16 protein-coding genes and 1 pseudogene are annotated in these 19,468 nt (G+C 62.5%); 12 read left to right on the forward strand and 5 right to left on the reverse strand.

Translation table 11 applies throughout. The features are described 5' to 3' along the window. Both ACFQ36_RS01385 and ACFQ36_RS01390 read right to left on the reverse strand, forming a co-directional pair. Positions 1 to 187, reverse strand: a 187-nt coding sequence (locus ACFQ36_RS01385; protein ID WP_377009830.1) for a transposase, incomplete at its 3' end; no start/stop codon positions are given. Between the two features lie 37 nt (positions 188 to 224). Continuing rightward, the gene (locus ACFQ36_RS01390; RefSeq protein WP_377009975.1) at positions 225 to 509 is read right to left on the reverse strand and encodes a PH domain-containing protein; all 285 of its coding nucleotides are present in this window, start codon (positions 507 to 509) and stop codon (positions 225 to 227) included. Between the two features lie 272 nt (positions 510 to 781). Here ACFQ36_RS01390 and ACFQ36_RS01395 point away from each other — a divergent pair, with 272 nt between their 5' ends. The 4 genes from ACFQ36_RS01395 to ACFQ36_RS01410 all read left to right on the forward strand — a co-directional run bounded on the left by ACFQ36_RS01395 (position 782) and on the right by ACFQ36_RS01410 (position 4,275). After that, entirely contained in the window at positions 782 to 1,381 is a 600-nt protein-coding gene (locus ACFQ36_RS01395) for a helix-turn-helix domain-containing protein (protein ID WP_377009977.1), read from the forward strand. A 57-nt stretch (positions 1,382 to 1,438) separates the two neighbouring features. Next, positions 1,439 to 2,197 carry a hydantoinase/oxoprolinase N-terminal domain-containing protein gene (locus tag ACFQ36_RS01400; RefSeq protein WP_377009832.1) on the forward strand — a complete coding sequence of 253 codons (759 nt, stop codon included), beginning with the start codon at positions 1,439 to 1,441 and terminating at the stop codon, positions 2,195 to 2,197. Between the two features lie 53 nt (positions 2,198 to 2,250). Then, positions 2,251 to 3,609 carry an NAD(P)/FAD-dependent oxidoreductase gene (locus ACFQ36_RS01405; protein WP_377009834.1) on the forward strand — a complete coding sequence of 453 codons (1,359 nt, stop codon included), beginning with the start codon at positions 2,251 to 2,253 and terminating at the stop codon, positions 3,607 to 3,609. Positions 3,610 to 3,990: 381 nt separating this feature from the next. Further along, on the forward strand, positions 3,991 to 4,275 hold the full coding sequence (locus ACFQ36_RS01410) for a hypothetical protein (protein WP_377009837.1): 285 nt from the start codon (positions 3,991 to 3,993) through the stop codon (positions 4,273 to 4,275). A gap of 181 nt (positions 4,276 to 4,456) precedes the next feature. Here the strand turns inward: ACFQ36_RS01410 and ACFQ36_RS01415 are convergent, their stop codons facing one another. Further along, complete coding sequence (locus tag ACFQ36_RS01415; RefSeq protein WP_377009839.1) at positions 4,457 to 6,898, reverse strand: FAD-dependent oxidoreductase; 2,442 nt, start codon at positions 6,896 to 6,898, stop codon at positions 4,457 to 4,459. Positions 6,899 to 7,497: 599 nt separating this feature from the next. Between ACFQ36_RS01415 and ACFQ36_RS01420 the strand changes: the two genes are divergently transcribed. The 8 genes and pseudogenes from ACFQ36_RS01420 to ACFQ36_RS01455 form a co-directional block, all read left to right on the forward strand. Further along, entirely contained in the window at positions 7,498 to 8,463 is a 966-nt protein-coding gene (locus ACFQ36_RS01420; RefSeq protein ID WP_377009841.1) for a zinc-binding dehydrogenase, read from the forward strand. 174 nt (positions 8,464 to 8,637) lie between these two features. Continuing rightward, on the forward strand, positions 8,638 to 9,258 hold the full coding sequence (locus ACFQ36_RS01425) for a TetR/AcrR family transcriptional regulator (RefSeq protein WP_377009843.1): 621 nt from the start codon (positions 8,638 to 8,640) through the stop codon (positions 9,256 to 9,258). A gap of 372 nt (positions 9,259 to 9,630) precedes the next feature. Continuing rightward, a complete protein-coding gene (locus ACFQ36_RS01430; protein WP_377009845.1) occupies positions 9,631 to 10,011 on the forward strand; it encodes a hypothetical protein in 381 nt (126 codons plus the stop codon). A 393-nt stretch (positions 10,012 to 10,404) separates the two neighbouring features. Further along, positions 10,405 to 12,480, forward strand: coding sequence for an acetate--CoA ligase family protein (locus tag ACFQ36_RS01435; RefSeq protein WP_377009847.1), 2,076 nt, complete (start codon positions 10,405 to 10,407; stop codon positions 12,478 to 12,480). Between the two features lie 47 nt (positions 12,481 to 12,527). Beyond that, entirely contained in the window at positions 12,528 to 13,340 is an 813-nt protein-coding gene (locus ACFQ36_RS01440; RefSeq protein WP_377009849.1) for an enoyl-CoA hydratase-related protein, read from the forward strand. A 133-nt stretch (positions 13,341 to 13,473) separates the two neighbouring features. After that, positions 13,474 to 14,289 carry an enoyl-CoA hydratase/isomerase family protein gene (locus ACFQ36_RS01445; RefSeq protein ID WP_377009851.1) on the forward strand — a complete coding sequence of 272 codons (816 nt, stop codon included), beginning with the start codon at positions 13,474 to 13,476 and terminating at the stop codon, positions 14,287 to 14,289. Between the two features lie 378 nt (positions 14,290 to 14,667). Then, entirely contained in the window at positions 14,668 to 15,156 is a 489-nt protein-coding gene (locus ACFQ36_RS01450; RefSeq protein ID WP_377009853.1) for a cupin domain-containing protein, read from the forward strand. A 462-nt stretch (positions 15,157 to 15,618) separates the two neighbouring features. Then, positions 15,619 to 15,780, forward strand: a pseudogene (locus tag ACFQ36_RS01455) (IS110 family transposase); the annotation flags it as partial. A gap of 76 nt (positions 15,781 to 15,856) precedes the next feature. Here ACFQ36_RS01455 and ACFQ36_RS01460 read toward each other — a convergent pair. Further along, positions 15,857 to 16,822 carry a bifunctional methylenetetrahydrofolate dehydrogenase/methenyltetrahydrofolate cyclohydrolase gene (locus tag ACFQ36_RS01460; protein WP_377009855.1) on the reverse strand — a complete coding sequence of 322 codons (966 nt, stop codon included), beginning with the start codon at positions 16,820 to 16,822 and terminating at the stop codon, positions 15,857 to 15,859. 128 nt (positions 16,823 to 16,950) lie between these two features. Further along, entirely contained in the window at positions 16,951 to 19,425 is a 2,475-nt protein-coding gene (locus ACFQ36_RS01465) for an FAD-dependent oxidoreductase (protein WP_377009857.1), read from the reverse strand. Positions 19,426 to 19,468: the final 43 nt, after the last annotated feature.

The following is a 19,468-nucleotide window of genomic DNA, read 5'->3' on the forward strand; positions in this document are numbered from 1 at the left end:
AGTTTGGCCGCTTCCTTCTCCGTCGTCCCCGGCACGACGCCGTCCTCGATGTCGGCCTTCCTCGCCAGGTATGCAGGGCCGCCTCGGAGATGCCGAAGTCCTTGGCGATCTGCGCCGGCGGGGCCCCGTGCTTCCGGGCGACCGCGACGGCATCGCGCCGGAACTCGGCAGGGTAGGGCTTGGGCACGGGAACATCCTTCCTGCAAGGAATGAATCCTCACCAGTCAGGAGTCAACCGAACCGGGGGCAGTCCCGACGTTGCCCTTGAACTCAAGGCGAACCTTGCCGAGGCCGCTGAACCACATGTCGAGTTCCCCGTCCAGGTCTAAGGTGCCAGCCGTTTCGACTGAGAAGGCCTGGGTCTTCGAGTAGGGGAACGAGGTGAGGTCCCGCTTCTTACCAGTCACGCCTTGCATATTGACTGCGATGAGGCGCTTGTCTGTGAACACTAGAAAGTCGCGGATACCCCGGAAGGCGGCCACCGGGTTCTCACGTTGAATGAGCAGCACCAACGCCGACAGCTGACCCACACCTGCAGGTTTCCCCTGCTCCACGTGGGCTGAAAGGCCCTCACCCGCTGTTATCGGCCGGGCTGGTGAGTGCCTCCTACATATGAGGGGTAGGCAACAGTTTGAACAGGCCGCTCCTGAAACAGACGCCGTTCTACAAAAAAGTTCTTTCATACCAAACTTTTCTGAGGCTTTTTCAAAAATGTCTTCCGCTCAGCCGCTACTGACTGTAGGTTGTGGACAACAGACGGAGGTGCGGGGTGATTTCCAGCATGGCGGAAAAGCTGGGTGCCGGGCCAAGCAGTGGGCCTGATGCAGGCGGCGGAGAGGAACCGATCGGTTCCAGGCTGCGGCGCCGGCGCAAGGCGCTGCGGATGACGCTAAAGGACGTCTCCCAAGCGAGCGGACTGGCCGAGAGTTTCATTTCGCAGCTTGAACGGGGAGTGCATACCGGAAGCGTCCGGACACTTCAGAAGATTTCCGATGTCCTGGGGCTGGCCGTCGGTGACCTGTTCACTTCGTCGGAGGTCGCGGCCCCGAGGGTAAAGCGGTTTGTTGCCAGCGAGGGGTTCTCCTTCGGGGTCAATGCGAGCAAGCTGCGGCTGACGCCCCGGACCTTCGACCACCTCGAAGTTTTCCTGGGCGTGTTCGAGCCCCATGGCTCAACGGGCGTGGAGCCGTACTCCCACGGCGATTCGGAGGAACTGGTCCTGGTTGTTGAAGGGCAGGTCGACGTGACGGTCGGGGAGCAGACCTACCGGCTGGAGGCGCTCGATTCCATCCCCTACTTCAGCAGGGATGCCCACCGTGTCGTCGAAACGGCCGGTCGGCAGGCGAAGGTTCTCTGGGCCATGGCTCCGCCCAGTTTCTAGGGTGCCGGCGTGTACCTACCGGTCAATTTCGTCTAGACAGAAAGTACGCGAAGTCCCATGCGAATTGGTGTCGAATGCGGCGGTACGTTTACCGACCTGATAGTCCTGGACGACGATGGGCGGCTGGCGGCCACCGACAAGGTGTTTTCCGCCCCGGCCGAGCTGGCGCGGGCGGTGACCGAAGCCCTCGCCAAGCTCCCGGTCGCCATTGTCCAGGGCGCACGGTTGCTGCACCGCTCCATTGTGGCCACCAACGCCCTGATCGAGTGGAAGGGCGTCCAGGTCGGCCTGCTGGTGGCCAGGGGTTTCCTCGACATCGTGTTCCTGCAGCGCCAGGACCCGGTACGGATGTACGACCTGAAGCCCACCAAGCCCGAGCCGCTGGTCAGACGCGAGGACGTCTTCGAGGTTACCGAGCGGCTATCGGTGGTGACGATCTCGGGCGTGGCCATGGGTATCTGGAGCATTCCGGCGTTCGCGCTGATGCACACAGCGGTCCCCGTGAACCTCTACCGGGCCGTCGATGTCGCAATGTTCTTCGTGGGAACGTCCTATGGAGTTCTGGCCGGTGAAGTGGCCGAGCTGTTTACCCCGACCGTCCGGTACACCAGCATTGGACCTAACTACCACCTCTCAGGCGCGATCGGCGGCGGCTTGGCTTCGGCCGCCGCGACGGCCATGCTGGCAGCGGCCGGCAGCACCACCGGCGTGGTCATCGTCTGTCTGGCCGTGGCGGCCATCATGGTCTGGGCCTGCCTCCTGCTGCCCCGCTCCAACACGGCAAAGATTGTCACCCCTGCCGGTGCCGACGTCTGAGAAAGGCCACGGAAATGACCACGTCGTACGCAAACGGCCGACTCGGATTTTGGATGTCCAACGTGGAAGCGGAATCTCCAGAGTACGGCCAGTACCAGGGTGATTCGGACGTCGACATCGCCATCATCGGCGGAGGCCTCACCGGTTTGTGGGCGGCCTATTTCGCCAAACAGCTGGAACCGTCGCTGAAGGTGGCGGTCTTCGAGGCTGAGCGGATCGGATACGGCGCCTCCGGCCGTAACGGCGGCTGGGTCTCGGCCCTGGTACCGGGGAACCGCAAGAAGTTCGCGAAAGCGGTGCAGGGCGGCGTCGACTCGGCCAAGGCCTTTCAGCGTGAGTTCATTTCCTCGGTCAATACGATCTTGGCCACGCTGGAGAAGGAAGACATCCAGGCAGATCAGCACAAGGGCGGCACCTTGAGCGCGGCGCACACCGCTGCCGGGCTCAACCGGCTCAAGGCCAAGCGCAGCGCAGACCTCGCCTACGGACTGGACGAGTCCGAGGTCCAGCTCCTGAGCCCGGCGGATTTCCAGTCCAGGATCAACATCGCCGGCGTCCACGGGGGCCTCTACTATCCCGACGTCGCCCGGGTGAACCCGGCCAAGCTGGTCCGCGGACTCGCCGCGGCAGCCTCGCGGCTGGGAGTGGACATCTATGAGCACAGCCGGGTCATTTCCGCAGCCAGCGGGCTGCTCTCCTTGGGACGCGGTACGGTCCGGACCGGAAAGACGTTCATCTGCACCGAGGGCTATTCCGGCCCGTTCCTGGGCAAGCGCCGCCTCATCCCCATCAACTCGTCCATGATCGTCACCCGACCGCTGGATGAGGCGGCGTGGGAGCGGATCGGCTGGGCCGGGCTGGAATGCCTGAACGATTCGGCCCACACCTTTATCTATGCCCAGCGCACCGCCGACAACCGGATTGCGATCGGCGGCCGCGGCACCCCGTACCGCTTCGCATCCGGGACCGGGGGGCACGGCCAAACCGCCGCCTCGACGGTCAGGCAGCTCACGGGCAGGCTCGAAAGCTTCTTCCCCGGGATCCGGTTCGAACCGGAGCACGCCTGGTCCGGGGTCCTCGGGGTCACACGGGACTGGAACGGAGGCGTCAACTGGGACCCTGCTGCCGGCATCGGATCATCCATAGGCTATGCAGGCCATGGCGTCACCGCGGCCTTCGTGGGCGGCCGGACGCTGGCTGAACTTGCACTGGACCGCAATACAGTCCGGACCAGCCTGCCTTGGGTCGGCTACAGGGCCCGGAACTGGGAACCGGAACCGGTCCGCTGGCTCGGGGTGCACGCGATGTACAAGCTCTTCGGCATCGCCGACTCCTGGGAGGAAGCTAGGAAAGCACGGCAAACTTCGTTAATCGCGAAGTTCGGCAGCCGTCTTGCCGGACTGCACGAATAGCAACAATCCGTACATGAGGTGACCTGTGCACGGCGTGCCCGGCCTTCTCACCCTGCCGGGCACGCCGGTAATCCAGGCAATATATGTATGCATACCGGCAGCTGCAGAAGAAGCCAGCCTGTGTCTTCTTCAGTTGCCAGGCCACAACGCCGTCCTCATCCACGGCGGCACCGTCATCATGTCCACCTTCGACGCCGCCGAAGCGCTCCGGCTGTTCCAGGGCCGCGGCGGGGGCGCACGCACTTCTGCGGTGCACCGGCCAACTTCCAGTTCATCGCGAACCACCGCGCTACCGGGTGCCCCTCGAAGGATGCTGGTCGTGGCGGGCGGGAGGTCGTTAATGACAGAATCCGCCCCGCGGAATCCACCGCGGGATCGGACGTGCGCAGCCTGGGCATCGCGGCCCTCATCCTGGTTGTCGGTCCCGGGACAGTGGTCTTGGCACTGTTGGTGATCGGCCTCCAGTTCCCGGCCGAACTGTACATGGCATGCCACTGGGGCATCGCCAGGCTCTTCTTCACACCACGGGTTCTGATCGTGATGCAGCCCGCCTACCCGGTTGGCACAGCAACCCTCCTTATCAAGCGCCGGCTGGAAACGCTTATCCGAGCTGCAGCGGGCATCGCTGTTACCCTGGCGCTACCGGATGATCACCGCGCAGCCTGATCTGGGGACAGGCACGGCGAACAACAGCAAAGGAGGGACCGGTCTATCTCACTCAGGCACGTAAACGTGCTCGGCGGGTAAACCAATCCAACACGGCGTCTCTGGCACAGCTCTCGGCAGGATTGGCGAGGCCGGACAGCAAACGAAGGTTGCGGGATGCCCGGGGGCATCCCGCAACCTTCTAGCTGCGAAGACGGAGCATGTCCGGATCGTAAAGCGGCTCGGCGGCGACCTTGGCCGGAATCCGATCACCGAAATAACCAATGGCCAGTTCGGTGCCGGGGGCGGACAAATGGTCGGGAACCCATGCGTACGCGATTCCGGCATCGATGGTGTAGCCGTAGGCCGCGCTTGTTACGTAGCCAATGGCTGCGTCTCCATCAAGTACCGGTTCCCGTCCCGCTACGACCGCACCTGACTCCGTAAGGACAAGGGGAACGAGTTTGCGCTCTGCCGCTTCGCGCCGTTTCTCGACGGCCTTGCGCCCGACGAATTCCCGGTTGGACTTCAGGTTGACGGCGAAGCCAAGTCCTGCCTCAAACGGGTCATGTTCAAAGGTCATATCCTGGCCAAAGGAACGGTACCCCTTCTCCAGCCGCAGGCTGGTGAACGCCCCCCTGCCCGCCGCAATGACTCCCAACTCTTCTCCAGCTGCCCAAAGGGCGTCCCAAAGGCGTAGACCAAAATCAGCGGTCGTATACAGTTCCCACCCCAGCTCCCCAACGTAGGAGAGCCGCACGGCCGTGACCGGAATACCTGCGATGAAGGCCTGCCGAACCTGGAAATATGGGAAATGCTCGGAGTCGAGTTTCAGGTCGGTCAGTCTGGAAATGAGACTGCGTGAGTTGGGTCCCCACACGCCTACGCAGCAGGTGCCGCCAGTTACGTCACGGATGACCACCGCTTCACCATCACCGACGTGCCGGTGCATCCAGTCGAGGTCCAGCTGTCCATTAGCACCGACCTGGTATTTGTTTTCTCCCAGTCGAGCCACGGTTATGTCGCTGCGCACCCGCCCGCCTTCGTCCAGCATCAGGCAGTAGGTCACGGAACCTACGGGCCTGTCGACGCTTTTGGTGGTCAAGCGATCAAGGAAGGCCGTGGCCCCGGTTCCGCTGACCTCCAGCCGGGTTAGAGGTGTCATGTCAAAGAGGGCCACGTTCTCGCGGGTTGCCTTGGCCTCGGCGGCGACAATTGGGCTCCAGTACCTGGCCGCCCACGCATTTCTTTCCCGGACCTGCAGGCGCTTAAGGAGCGTCTCGTTGCTGCCGTACCACAGCGGCTGCTCCCATCCGTGTACCGGGACGAATTCGGCGCCCAGAGCGCGTTCCCGAGGATAGAACGCGCTGACGCGCAGGTTGCGAGGACTTTCGATCGGCTGCAGCGGATGCTTGATGGCATAGACATCGAGGTAGTTCTGGCCGGCACGATCAAGCACGTAGCTATCGTCAAGTTCGTGCGCTTCGAAACGGTTCAGATCACACTCATGAAGATCGAAAGATGACGAGTAACCATGCGTCAGACACTCGGCCACTGCCTTGGCCACGCCTGCGGAATGTGTAACCCAGACCGCCTCAGCCACCCAGAATCCTTCCACTTCCGGGGCCTGCCCGATCAACGGAAAGTCGTCAGCGGTGAAAGCAAAAACGCCGTTCATTCCCTGGGCTATCGAAATATTGGCTGTTTCAGGGAACAGACGGTTCGTTTCCTTCCAGGCTCCCTCGAAGTCCTCGGGTGTGAAGGGGAGCTGGCTGGGCATGACCTCGGCCTCGTCGACAGGCAGAAGCTCGCTGTAATGTACCGGGATGGGGCGGTGCTCAAACGAACCGATGTCCAGACGGTCGAAACGCTCACGGTAGTAGACCCCGCCGTCACCGTGGCGAATCAACGGTCCCTTGGCTTCGGCAGAAGCACCGGCAAGAGAGGGCAGCGGCTCCGAAATGGCGTCGCAGTGAGCCAGCGGCAGGATCGGCAGATTGAGACCCACCATTGACGCGATCTTCTGGCCCCAGATGCCGGCACAACAAACAACATAATCCGCGTCGAACTCGCCCCGGTCGGTCACTACGCCCGTTACCTTGCCGCCGGCAGTCCGGATATCCAGAACCTCGTGTCGTTCGAGGACCCTGACCCCATGTTCCCTGGCGCGCTCCAGCTGCGCGTTTACCGCTCGAACCGCTTTGGCGATCCCGTCGGTGGGCGTGTGGAGACCGCCCAGAACTATGTCCGCATTCAGCAGAGGCTGAATCTCCAGGCACTCTTCTGCAGACACCATCCGTGCTGCAACGCCACAGGCAGCTGCATAGCCTTGCCGGCGATGAAGCTCGGCCAGCCGCTCCGGCGTCGTGGCAATCTCAAGCCCGCCCACCGGAAGGAAACACGGCGCGTTTTCATAGGATAGGGACTTAAACTTATCGGCAGTGTACTGGGCCATCTTCGACATCGCCCTTGACGCATTTGTCTGAAAGAGCAGTCCCGGCGCGTGTGAAGAAGATCCCCCGGGCATGGGGAGGTCACCTTTTTCGAGCACCGTAACGTCGCTCCAGCCAAGTTGCCCGAGTTCGTCGGCCAATGCGGCTCCGACCACGCCCGCTCCAATAATCACGACACGCTTGTCCGTCATAAAAACTCCTCGAATATTGAGAACGGCGAACGCCTTGGTTCGCTGCCCAAGAACCCCACCGAGGGACAAATTCACCCGCAATTAGCGGCCAGCACTCCTCACCAGCACCTGACCGTCGTTTATAGGCTGGTGGCCGCGCTTCCCACGTTCCGCGTCTTAATAAATTATTATTGTGAGGTTAGCTATCCGGGCCGGCAGCGTCAATAGGCTCCAGGCATCCGGCGCGAGGCCCGGCACCCCCCAAAGGAGGGGTGCCGACGCGGCCTCGCACAGGACCTTGACCGGGGGATAATAAATTATTATTGTGGCTTGAGTCGCTCGGATGTTCGCGGTTCTTGGGACCAGGACGGACGGTTTCCCTTGCCTCCGGCTTCTTCGAGGAGCCCCTGATGCTGGGATGGGGGTCGCGTGGTCCCGGCATTCTCCCGGGTGGGAACGCCTTGGACTGGAAGCGGGCGCCCCATTTCACCATGGCCATAATTCAACCCTCCAGCCCGCGGCCCGCTCGGAGCATCGGGATGCTGCAGCGGCTTACCGCTTGACCCTTCCGGCGACCGATCACTTTGAACACCGTTCAAAGCCATGAAAGGACAAATCGAATGCTTGCTGCATACGCGACCAGGGTGGATCCCAATGATCCGATCAGCGGACTGGTTGTCGGCCAGAGGCCCGATCCGGAGCCCCGGGCCGGATGGGCAGTGGTGACCGTTAAAGCTGCTGCACTTAATCATCACGACCTCTGGACGCTTCGGGGGGTCGGCATCCGCCAAGAGCAGCTGCCGATGATTCTTGGCGGGGATGCCGCCGGCATCGACGAGAACGGAAACGAGGTTGTTGTCCACTCCGTAGTCTCCAGCCCCGAGTGGGCGGGGGATGAAACCTTGGACCCTAAGCGTTCGTTGTTGTCCGAAGTTTATGACGGAACGCTGGCAGAAAAGGTCCTGGTACCCAGCCGGAATCTCGTACCCAAGCCGGCGTCCCTGTCGTGGGCCGAAGCAGCATGCCTTCCTACGGCCTGGCTCACGGCCTACCGCATGCTCTTTGTCAAGGCGGGGCTCCAGCCCGGCATGACCGTTTTGGTGCAGGGATCTGCCGGGGGAGTGTCGACGGCCGCCATCGCACTGGCCAAGGCCGCGGGTGTCCGGGTATGGGTGACGGGCCGCAGCGAGCAAAAGAAGATGGCCGCGCTGGAGCTCGGTGCCGATCAGGCGTTCGATCCCAACGGCAGGCTTCCCGAAAGAGTCGACGTCGTCATTGACAATGTCGGCCAGGCGACCTGGGCCCACTCCCTCAAGTCCCTTAAGCCCGGTGGGACGCTTGTGACCTGCGGCGCTACCTCAGGCCCGAATCCGGGGTCTGATCTGTACCGGGTGTTTTTCCTTCAGCTCCGGATCTTGGGCTCAACGATGGGAACCCGCGACGAGCTTCAGCAGTTGCTCGCCCTCCTCGATACAACCGGCCTTCGCCCGATGATCGACTCCGTACTGCCTCTGGAGGACGCCGCAGCGGGGCTGAAGCGGATGAACGACGGCGACGTCCAAGGCAAGATTGTCCTCCAGCCGTAGCTGTCGGCGGGCAGATTGCCTTTGCGCTTGGGCAGGATTTTGCCGTGCACCCGGACCTGGGCGGCCCGCTCGACCGAGGGGACGAATAGTCCTTTTGGACCGGCGGGCCATCCTTGCAGCCGGGGCAACGGTCTAGGATGGTACACAAGATTTCGCGTAGACAGAAGGTTACCCGTGACAGGAACGAATGATGCTGCGATAGATCAAAATCGCCAAGCATCTCTTCAGCGTCAGGAGATACTTTCGGCCGCCGAACGGCTCCTGGCCAAGCGAGGGTTTGACGGGCTCCGGCTTCGCGACGTGTCGATCCATGCCGGTGTATCCATCGGCTTGATTCAACACTACTTCTATACACGCGATGAACTCGTGCGTGAGACTCTCGAGACCGCCAGCATTAGGAGGGCCTCGGAGTGGGCGGCAAGTGCCAGCCAGGCTGAAGACGGGCCCTCGAAAGTCAAGGCGCTGCTTCTGGGCTCGGTGACAGACAGGGAAAGATGCACGATCTGGCTGGAAACCTGTGCCGCCGCCAGCAGATACCCGGAGTTTCAGACTTTGACGGCCAACACGACGACAGTATGGCGGGACGCGCTGGGGCAGGCGATCGAACAGGGGGTTGCCGAAGGCCATTTTGAACTCAGTTCCCCGGTGGAGCATGTCGTAGGCATCCTTGTTGGCCTCATTGACGGCATGATGCTCGCCGTCGCCGTTCAGATTCCGAATTACACTCCCGACTACGTCAATTCGTTGCTGCTCGATGTGGCGCGGGCGCAGCTTGGCATGGACTTCCAGTCGTAAAGCCGAAACCCGAACGCACAACAGGAGTGTTTGGAAGCTGCCAGTCCAGGGAGATCAGAGATGTTACGGCGGGCACAACCACTTTGTCCTGGCTGGTTCTACCAACACCAGACACTGGTCTGATCGGACCAGAAGCGCACTCGGCCTTGGTGCGTCAGCGGATCAGGAGGGCCAGAAAGCAACTCGGCGGGAGGTGACCGGGCGTCTACGTGCCTCGCTGGTGATTCAGGGAGCGCAGTATTCGCCAACAAATCCGCTACTGGCTCAATATGTGGCCTGACTCATCGCCCTTGAACTGGAACAGCAGGCAAAAATCCTGGACGCGGGGCGGCAGGAAGGGGAAAGCTTCTCGCGGACCTTCGGGGCGGTGCCGTGGAGCTGAGCGTTCTGAATACTTTCCTGAAGCAACGACGCCGTGTCGGGGACAACGTGCTCGTTAGCATCACGTCAGGGACCAGTGGTGCGTATGATCCCGTCAGTCTTCATTTGGCCCTGCCTCTCAGGGACGCCGGCATTCCTTTGACTCCGGGGGACGGCGAATTCTTGGCTCTTGTGCCCGATGATGAGCAGGTCATCCATGCCATCTCGGAGCTTCTGGGGGCAGGAGCCTGCATTGGCTGCCGGTCAGACAACGCACCGTTGGCAGTCCTTCACGACGTGCTCGAACAGCGCAGCGAGGCGGGCCGCCCGGTCGAGCAGACCGCACCCGGCGCGCAGCCACTGCTGGACTCGGCGTCTGCTGGCTTCACTTAGCATCCGCTCGATCGAGGTATCCGGTCGTTGAAATAGTGCTGGATCCAGCCGATCGACACTTGTGCTTACCGAGCGGCATCCGCAAGCGGATCTTTTCAATATCACGGACCGTGTCCGGCCATCGTGCTGCGCGAAGGATCCGCATCGGCTTCCCCTGCACTGCCGGTTCATCACCCGTCAGGGCCGGGGCCTGTTCCGCTGCCATCGTGCTCCTTCTGCGTGCGCGAGTGGACCACTCAATGGATGCGGGATGTTGGCAGGTTCTTCAACCACGGCATCCATCTTGATCTTCCAATAATTTCTTATTATTGTGAGATCTGCGCCACATAAGCCCGGCCTGCGGGTGCTCCTCATTCTCTTGGTCGCTCACATACTCCTGGACGGAGATCTTCGATGCCGCCCCTCTCCCCGGCCCCTGTCATCTCTCGCAGAGACCTGACGCCGCTCTTTGACCCCGTGTCGATCGCCGTAGTCGGAGCAAGCAACGACCCGGCGAAATACGGCAATTGGCTCGCTTCCCGGGCGCTTGCCGGATCCCGCCCGGCTTATCTGGTGAACAAGACGCGGGCTAGCGTCTTGGGCCGGAGAGCATACCCGACTCTTGCGGACGTGGGTGAGCCCGTCGATCTGGTGCTGATAGCGGTACCGGCGGCCGGCTTCTACGATGCCCTCGATGAGGCCATCAACGCCCAGGTCAAAGCGGTAGTCGCGGTCACGGCCGGTCTAGGCGAAGCGGGGGAGCGGGAGCGGCTTCGCCAGGAAGCTGTAGTCCGCCGCCTTCGCGAAGCCGGGATATCCCTGCTCGGCCCGAACTGTCTTGGAGTCTTGGACCACACCACGGGCCTCGACGCGACGGTCAATGACTTCCCGTCCGGATCCATATCGATCATTTCCCAGAGCGGCAACGTGGCCATTGATGTAGCCGGGCACTTTTCGGGTCTCGGCCTGGGCGTTGCCAGGTTCGCAAGTCTGGGCAACTGTGCCGATCTGGACGTCTCTGACTTGATCGACAGCTGCGTCGATCATGGCGGCACCGAGGCAATCGGAGTCTACTGCGAAGGGTTCCAGGACGGACGCAAGTTCGCGCACGCTGCGGCCCGGGCGGCTGAGGCCGGCAAACCGGTCGTGCTGCTGTCCGTCGGGCGCGGTGCCGCATCGGCCAGGGGCGCCGCATCGCATACCGGTTCGATGGTGACCTCAGGCGTGGTCCTGGATGCGGTGTGCGAGGCCACAGGTACGGAGCTGGTGTCAAGCCCCAACGAAATGGCAAACCTGCTGCAGGCTCTGGTCCGAACCAATCCGTTGACGGGGAGACGCGTCGCTGTCTTGGCCGATGGCGGCGGTCACGCATCCTTGGCCGGCGACAGCCTCGAGGACGCGGGACTCCAAGTGGAAGAGTTCTCTCCCGAAATGCAGACTCAGGTGGCAGCAGAACTGCCTCCCACGGCTGCCGTCTCCAATCCCATCGATATTGCCGGCGGCGGGGAGCAGGACATCACCTGCTTCTCGCGGGTGGCCCGGCGCCTCATGGAGAGCCCGGAAATCGATGCGGTGTTGATGACGGGATATTTCGGCGGATACAGCCACTACGACATCGCGGTGGCACCTGCGGAAATTCAGCAAGGCCATGACATCGGCGCCCTCGCCGCCGAGACCGGTGCCAGCTTCGTGGTCCAGACGATGTTTGCAGATTCCGAGCCGGCAGCGGCGCTGCGCGAAAGCGGTGTTGCCGTCTACCGCAATGTCGAGGATGCAACGTGGGCGCTGGAGCGCCTGGCCCGACGCGTCCCTCGTGCTGTCGGACGCGTTCCTTCTCTTCCGCCTGCCGCTGCACCCCTGACCGAGACAGGTTACTGGCCTGCCCGGCGTACATTGTTGGACATCGGCATCCCCTTTGTGCCGGCTGCCGAGGTCGCAGACATCAGGGAGTTGCGGAGCGCAGCCGAACAACTGTCCTTTCCGCTCGTACTTAAGGCACTGGGAGACGAGCATAAGTCGGACCGCGGCGGTGTCGTCGTCGGCATAAAGGACAGGTACGAGCTTGAGCAGACCTGGGCAGATTTCCAGCATAGGCTTGAACCTCCAACCTGTTCTGTTGAACAGATGGCGGATCTCAGCGATGGAGTGGAGCTCATTCTCGGCATCCGACAGGATGCGGCATTCGGACCGATAGTTCTTGCGGGTATCGGGGGCGTCTATACCGAGCTGCTCAAGGACACTCGGTGCGCGCTCGGCCCGATCAGCACCGAGACCGCAAAAAATGTGCTGCTGTCACTGCGCGGTGCCGCTTTGCTGACCGGGTATCGGGGCAGGCCGGCCGTTGACGTTGATTCCGCGGCCCGGCTCCTGAGCGATCTGTCGGTCTTCGCAGCGGAACACCCGGAAATCGGTGAGCTGGAATGCAACCCCGTGGCGGTGACTCCCCGCGGAGTGGTAGCCCTGGACGCCCGGCTTATTCTCAGCCGCTGAGGGCGTGCCCACCGCCCGGCACTGCTGTGGGGAAGGAAGACGAATCCATGACCGAAGTGGCCGAAAAGGCGCACGTTACAAACCGAAGTCGTGAATACAGCCTCGTTCGCGTCGAGCGGCGTGGTCCTGTCGCCCTGATTACAATCGATCGTCCTGAGGCTCTCAATGCTCTGTACGAGGAGCTGATCGGAGAACTGGAAGGGGCGTTCGACGAGGTCGATCGCGATGATGAAGTGCGGGCAGTTGTACTCACGGGCAGCAGGAAAGCCTTCGCTGCCGGAGCAGACGTCGAACTCCAGCCGAGGGGCTTCACGAAAGTCTTCCTTGAAGACTTCAGAGGCAACTGCATACGGGCGGCCAGCATGCGAAAGCCCATGATCGCCGCAGTGGCAGGATACGCCTTGGGCGCCGGTGCCGAACCGGCGATGATGTGCGATTTCATTGTTGCGGCCGACACCGCCAAGTTCGGCCAGCCCGAAATCACATTAGGGGCGCTTCCCGGGGCGGGCGGCACCCAACGGCTGGCGCGGTTTGTCGGCAAATCCAAGGCCATGGAGATGGTGCTCACCGGCCGGATCATTGAAGCCGAAGAGGCCGAAAGGATTGGCCTGGTAGCCCGCATTGTGCCGGCCGAGGACCTGGTCGAAGAAGCAGCTGCAGCCGCCAGGAAGATCGCCCGTTTCTCCCACCCGGCCGTACTGATGGCAAAGGAAGCGGTCAACTGCGCGTTTGAAACCCCCCTTGCTGAAGGCCTGCGTCTTGAGCGGCGGCTGTTCCAGGCTGCGTGGGCCATGGACGGCCGGAAGGAAGGCATTCCGGCATACCTTGAGAAACGCCAGCCGCACTTCTCCCACCGCTGAACCGCCTAAGCACGGCGGCAGCCCTGGTGCGGAACCACTCGCCCGGACTGCAGGGCGGTCCCTGCCAGAGCAAAACGCAGCAGATCGCCGACCGATAAGCACCTAAGTTCGCCCGATATGAAAGGCATCAACCATGAACGACGTTGTCCTGTATGAAACCCGCGGGCCCATAGCACACATCACCCTGAACCGCCCCGAGAAGCTGAACGCGATCAACACAGAGGTCGTCCTTGAACTGAACAGGCGCATCGCCGAGGCGGGCGCGGACGACGATATCAAGGTTGTCCTTCTCGCCGCCAACGGCCGCGCCTTTTCGGCCGGATTCGACATCAACGATGAAATAGAAGATGGGACGGAGACGCCGTTGGAATGGCGGCCGGTTCTCAAACGCGATGTTGCCATGACCATGTCGATCTGGTCCTGCCCCAAACCCACCATCGCGGTTGTGCAGGGGTACTGTCTGGCTGGAGCATGTGAAATCGCCATGGCATGCGACATGATCATTGCCTCTGAGGATGCGCAGTTCGGAGAACCGGAAATCCAGTACGGTTCCGGCCCCGTTACGCTCTTGATGCCGTTCATCCTCGGACAGAAGAAAACCAACGAACTCCTGTTTACGGGTGACAAGATTAACGCCCGGGCAGCCCTTGAAGCGGGACTGATTAACCGCATTGTTCCCCGGGATGGATTGGATGCTGCGGCCGAAGAGCTTGCCATGCGTATAGCACCTACGCCCCTGGCCGTGCTCCGTCTTACCAAACTGGCGCTTAACCGAGCTTATGAAGCGATGGGGCTGCGCACGGCAGTCAACGCAAACATTGACATCTCGGCCATCTTGAACGGGGCCAACACGCCTGAACAGCAGGAGTTTGACAAGGTCGCGGCCGAGCAGGGGCTCAAGGCTGCCCTGGCTTGGAGGGATGCCCGGTACATGGTGGGATCGGCCTAAACCGCCGGCCGAGGCAGGCTGCTTCCCAAGCGGGGAGGCGACAGTCGACCTGGTTATGCCGGATGGGTCGGCGGTGTGGGTTTGGTTGGATCAGGGCAGGGGGCGCATCATGGTGCACAGGCAGGACAAAATAGACCTGTATCCAGAGGCTGGATGCGCCGCGGCGCTACCCTGATGCAGCCCTCTTCCCCAAGACCGGCCGGCCCCTCCCAGTAGCAGCCATACCCGCCCCTTACAGACACATGACATGCAGTCCGGACGGCCACAAACACTGCACTCCGGCCAACGGACATCCCGCCCGCTCGATCTGCCGGGGGTCAGTACCCAACCCCTGATGGCGCATCGTAGCTGGTCCGTACATCGCGTGAAGGAGAAACAATGCTTGAACGAGCCGGCGCACACGCCTTTCGCTACAACCTCCACGAGGGTTCCCCCCTTCAGATGCAGTGGCTCTTCTACGGCCAATCCGAGCTGCCGGTGGCGGTGCAGGCCTGGGAGTTGCCTCCCGGAGGATTCGAGGGCATGCATTCACATGCCGAACCTGATCGCCCCCTTGAGGAAATCTACGTGGTCACTGCAGGCACCGGTCAGATGACTGTCGATGGGCACGTCTACCCCGTCTCCGCCGGCGATGCCGTGCTGGCCAGGGTTGGAACGGAGCATGACCTGCGCAACACCGGTGACGAGCCATTGAAAGTGCTGGTTATCTGGGGCGAACCCGGCTCGGCGGACTACTCCAGCTTCGGATCGGCCAAGAGGGCGTTGGCGGCCAGAACCGAAGCAGATGAGGCGACGGATGGCCATCGCACCAGCCAGGTGGCTTCGGCTTCATCTGCTTCGAGCAGACGCGGGCCCGACATCGTCTAAATGTACTCCCTGAGAGCCGGGTACGCGGCTGGCCGGTGGCTGGCCCTGGGCGAGGTGTGTCCCCGGGGATGGTTGCACCGGGGAGCCAGGCGGGAAGGCAGCGGTAGGCTCGGCGCCGGAAGCATGCGGCCCGGCACGGGACGATTCCTCGGCCCTGCTCTGGTTGTAGCGTTCGGCCTTGCCGCTGGCCAGGAGACGGTAGAGGTGGGTGGAAAGTGTGCCTTATGTCCGGGCCAGCGCGGCGGACCCGCTCATCCGGTGTCCGGTCCCGGCCGCGCTGCAGACTGCAGGCCGCGGGCACGTGAAGGCACGTCTGAGGAAGCACGCACCCCGGGCCACAGACCGGCTCACCGGCGCCGCCAGCGCGACGCGGCCGCCGGGTCGAGGCCCTCGTAGAGGCCCGCCCTTCTTCACCAGGTCCTGACCTCGATGCCGGCGCAGGAACAGGAGGCTCAAAGCGTCCTGTTCCTCTCGTCGTTCGCCGCCCTGCACCACCCGCGCCCACGGGCGTACTACGACCGCAAGCGGGCCGAGGGCGGACGCCACCACCAGGCCCTCATCACCTTCGCCCGGCACTGCTCCGGGGTCCTCTTCGGCATGCTCCATGACGGAAGCCTGCTATGAAGATCCCCAGCCCGCGCCCATCTCATCGGCCGCCTGCCGAAACCGTGGAGGCACCCCCGGCTGCTGCTGCGTGGGTTTACCGGGGGAAGTCGGCGCTGATGTTGGCGCGGCGTTCCGCTGCTTCGATGACGTTGCGGAGCAGCATGGCCCTGGTCATGGGGCCAACTCCGCCAGGATTGGGAGAAATCCATTCTGCTACGCTGCCGGCGGCAGGCTCCACGTCCCCCTTGAGGGTAACTTTGCCCGTCGCCTCGTCCACGGTGCGCGAGACTCCCACGTCAAGCACGATAGCGCCCGGCTTTAGCTGATTCGCCTTGACCATGCCCGGCACACCTGCTGCCGCTATCACTACATCGGCGCGTCCGAGGTGCGCTGAGAGGTTGACCGTACCTGTGTGCGCGAGAGTGACCGTAGCGTTGACTGCACGGCGGGTCAGCAGAAGACCCAGCGGACGGCCAACCGTAACACCCCGGCCGAGGACGAGAACTTCCCGTCCTTTAAGGGAGATGCCATGACGGTCAAGCAATTCGATGATGCCCAAGGGGGTGCACGGCAGTGGCGAGTCGAGTGCGTCGTTGACGTTGAGGACGAGCTTGCCGAGGTTGACCGGGTGCAGGCCGTCGGCGTCCTTGCCAGGGTCGATTCTTTCCAGGATCCGGTTCTGATCGATGTGGGGCGGCAACGGCAGCTGCACGATGTAACCGCTGACTGCCGGATCATTATTCAATTCATCCAGCACCGTTTCGAGTTCGGCTTGAGGGATGTCGGCCGGCAAATCACGGCGGATAGATTCAATTCCAACCTCGGCGCAGTCGCGGTGCTTTCCCCCCACATAGGAATGACTGGCCGGGTCGTCCCCTACAAGGACCGTTCCAAGGCCTGGCCTGATTCCCCTGACCTTGAGAGCGCGCACCCGGTCAGCCAGCTCGGCCTTGACCGTAGCGGCCGTGCGTTTCCCATCGAGGACGCGGACCCCGCCGCTGACCCCGTCGCCGGCGTTCTGCGTGTGCGGTACCGGGTGCTCTCTCGTAAGCTGCTCCATGACTCTCCTGAGTTGGTTCATGATTGTCCTAACGGCCTGGTGCTGTTAAGGCACCAAGACGACTCATTGCTGGATAGGAAAACTGGTGCCGGCAGCGGTCATCCGGCTGCCGGCACCGGGCTTCGGGTCTAGCCGCGTAGCCGCTCGCCCTTGGGATCGTAGAAGGGACGGCGGGAAACTGTGGCCGGGAACATCCTGCCCTTTGACTGAACCTCGAACCGGCCGGAGAAATCGGTTTCCGGGTCAACCGCTGCGATTCCAACAGCCCTTCCGAGGGTGTGGCCGTAGCTGCCGCTGGTCAGCCTTCCAACTGCGGATCCGTTGCAGTACAGCGTTTCATCATGGACGAACAGCGGTTCGGGGTCATCGAGGGCGATGTAGACCGTACGGTGCTTTGGGGCGGCCGGATCGAGCTTGGTCAACGCGTCGTGTCCGACAAAGCCGCCGGGCTTGTCCATCGCAACTGTGAACCGCAGCCCGGCCGAGTAAGGGTCGTCAGCGGGCCCAATGTCATGTCCCAGGTGGCGGAACCCTTTTTCGCTTCGCAGCGAATCCAAGGCATGGTATCCGGCGAGCCGGACCCCCAGGTCCTGTCCTGCTTCCCAGAGGGCGTCGAACACGTTCACAGCCAGGTCTGCCCCGGCGTAGATCTCGTAGCCGAGTTCGCCGACGAAACTCACCCGCAGGGAGTAAGCGTAACCATCGGCGATTTCTACCCTGCGCCCCTCGGTGTATTTCTGTGCAGCGTCGGACCAGTCCTCGGGCGAAACGCGCTGCAGGAGTTTGCGGCTGAGGGGACCCATGACACCGATGGTTGCCAGTCCCGCTGTGGTGTCGAAGACCGCTGCCGCCTTGCCGCTGGCCAGCCGGGTCAAGTACGCCCGGCTCTTCTGCCGGCTGAAGGACGGAGTAACCACCAGGAACCGATCCCGGGCCAGTCGTGTGATGGTTCCATCCAGTTCAATGCCTGCGTTGTTATTGAGAAAGAGCGTATACACGGCTTTGTTGATCGGAACGTCGACGTCTGCCGTGCTCGCCAGCTGACAGACAGCCAGGGCGTCCGGTCCTGCGACCTCGAATTTCGCAAACGGGCTCAGGTCGAACAGTACCACCCCTTCACGGGCTGCTTTGTGTTCGGCGGCTACCCGGTCGAACCACTCGGTCCGGCCGTAGCTGTACGTGTAGACGGGACGAGTCCCAGGATCCCCGTACCAGTTGGCCCGCTCCTGTCCGTTGACTTCCCCGAAACAGGCGCCCAGTTCAGCCAACCGGGAATGGAGAGGTGTGCGCCGGACGTTCCTGGCCGTTTCGAGTTGCAGGTGCGGCCAGTGCATCGCGTAGAGGCGGCCAAGACCTTCCCTCGTGCGTTCATGAAGGTACCGGCGGTTGTTCTGATGTTCGGAAAAGCGCTGAACGTCCACCGATGATGAGTCGAAACCAGGTGCGCCGGTGATGATCCACTCCGCCAGCTCTTTGCCCACGCCGGGGGCATAGATGATGCCCTGGGAGTTAAACCCTGCCGCGACAAACAGGTCTCGGATCTCGGAAGTTTCCCCCAGGATGAAGTTGGCGTCAGGGGTGAAGCTTTCGGGAGCGTTCAAGAACCGGTCATAACCTGCTGCGGCAACCGCCGGCACGGTGGCTTCGGCCTTGCCTCGGATGGGCGCGAAGTGCTGCCAGTCAGGGAGAAACTCCGCAAAGCCATCCGTGGATATTTCCTTGACGGCGCGTGGCAGGCCTTCGGGTTCGAAGGCCCCGACCAGGAGGTGACCATCCTCGGGGCGGATGTAATAGCTGTTGTCGAGGTCGCGGAAGACGGGAAGCTCGGGGACGGCGCCCTCGATCTGCTCCGTGCGGACGTGGACATGTTCTGCTGGGTACAGCGGCACGGTAACACCGGCAGTGGCGGCAAGATCGCGAGTCCAGAGCCCGCAGGCGAGGACGACGCGGTCGCAGCACACTGTTCCCCTGCTGGTTTCGACTCCCGTTACCGTGCCCTCGTCGTGCAGAATTCTGTCGACTGCTACATGCTCGCGGATTTGCGCCCCGCGCTGATATGCCATTTTGGCGAAGGCGAGCGCGGCGTAGCCGGGATTGAGGTAACCGTCATCGGGCAGCAGCATCGAGCCCAGCACTCCTTCGGTGCTGGCAAGCGGCCAGACTTCTTTGAATCGCTTCTCGTCAAGCATCTCCGTCCGAACGCCTTGCTGCTCCGCGACGTCGCGGGCGTAAAGGATCTCGTCGAGCCGGCCTGGGGTGCGCGCAATGTTCAGGGAACCGGAGGGGCGGAACGAGATGTCGACACCTGATATCTGCTCGAGTTCCCGGTAGACCTCCAGGCCGTACTTTGCCAGGCCGGTCATGGGTGCCGAACTGCGCGCGCCGGTGACCAGGCCGGCCGCGTGCCAGGTTGTGCCGCTGCCCAGTACGTTGCTTTCCAGCAAGAGCACATCGCTTTCGCCAGCCAAAGTCAGGTGGTAGGCAATGCTGGCACCGACAATGCCTCCGCCAACAACAACGGTGCGCACCCGCTGCGGCAGAGGTTCAGTGGATGTATCGGTAAATACCGCGGCACTGATTGTTCGGTCGACAAGCCTGTCCATATTCCTTGCTCCTAATCGCTGAAAGACTTCTAATTGGCGGGAC

The organism is Arthrobacter sp. GCM10027362 (assembly GCF_042679445.1).
Lineage (GTDB): Bacteria > Actinomycetota > Actinomycetes > Actinomycetales > Micrococcaceae > Crystallibacter.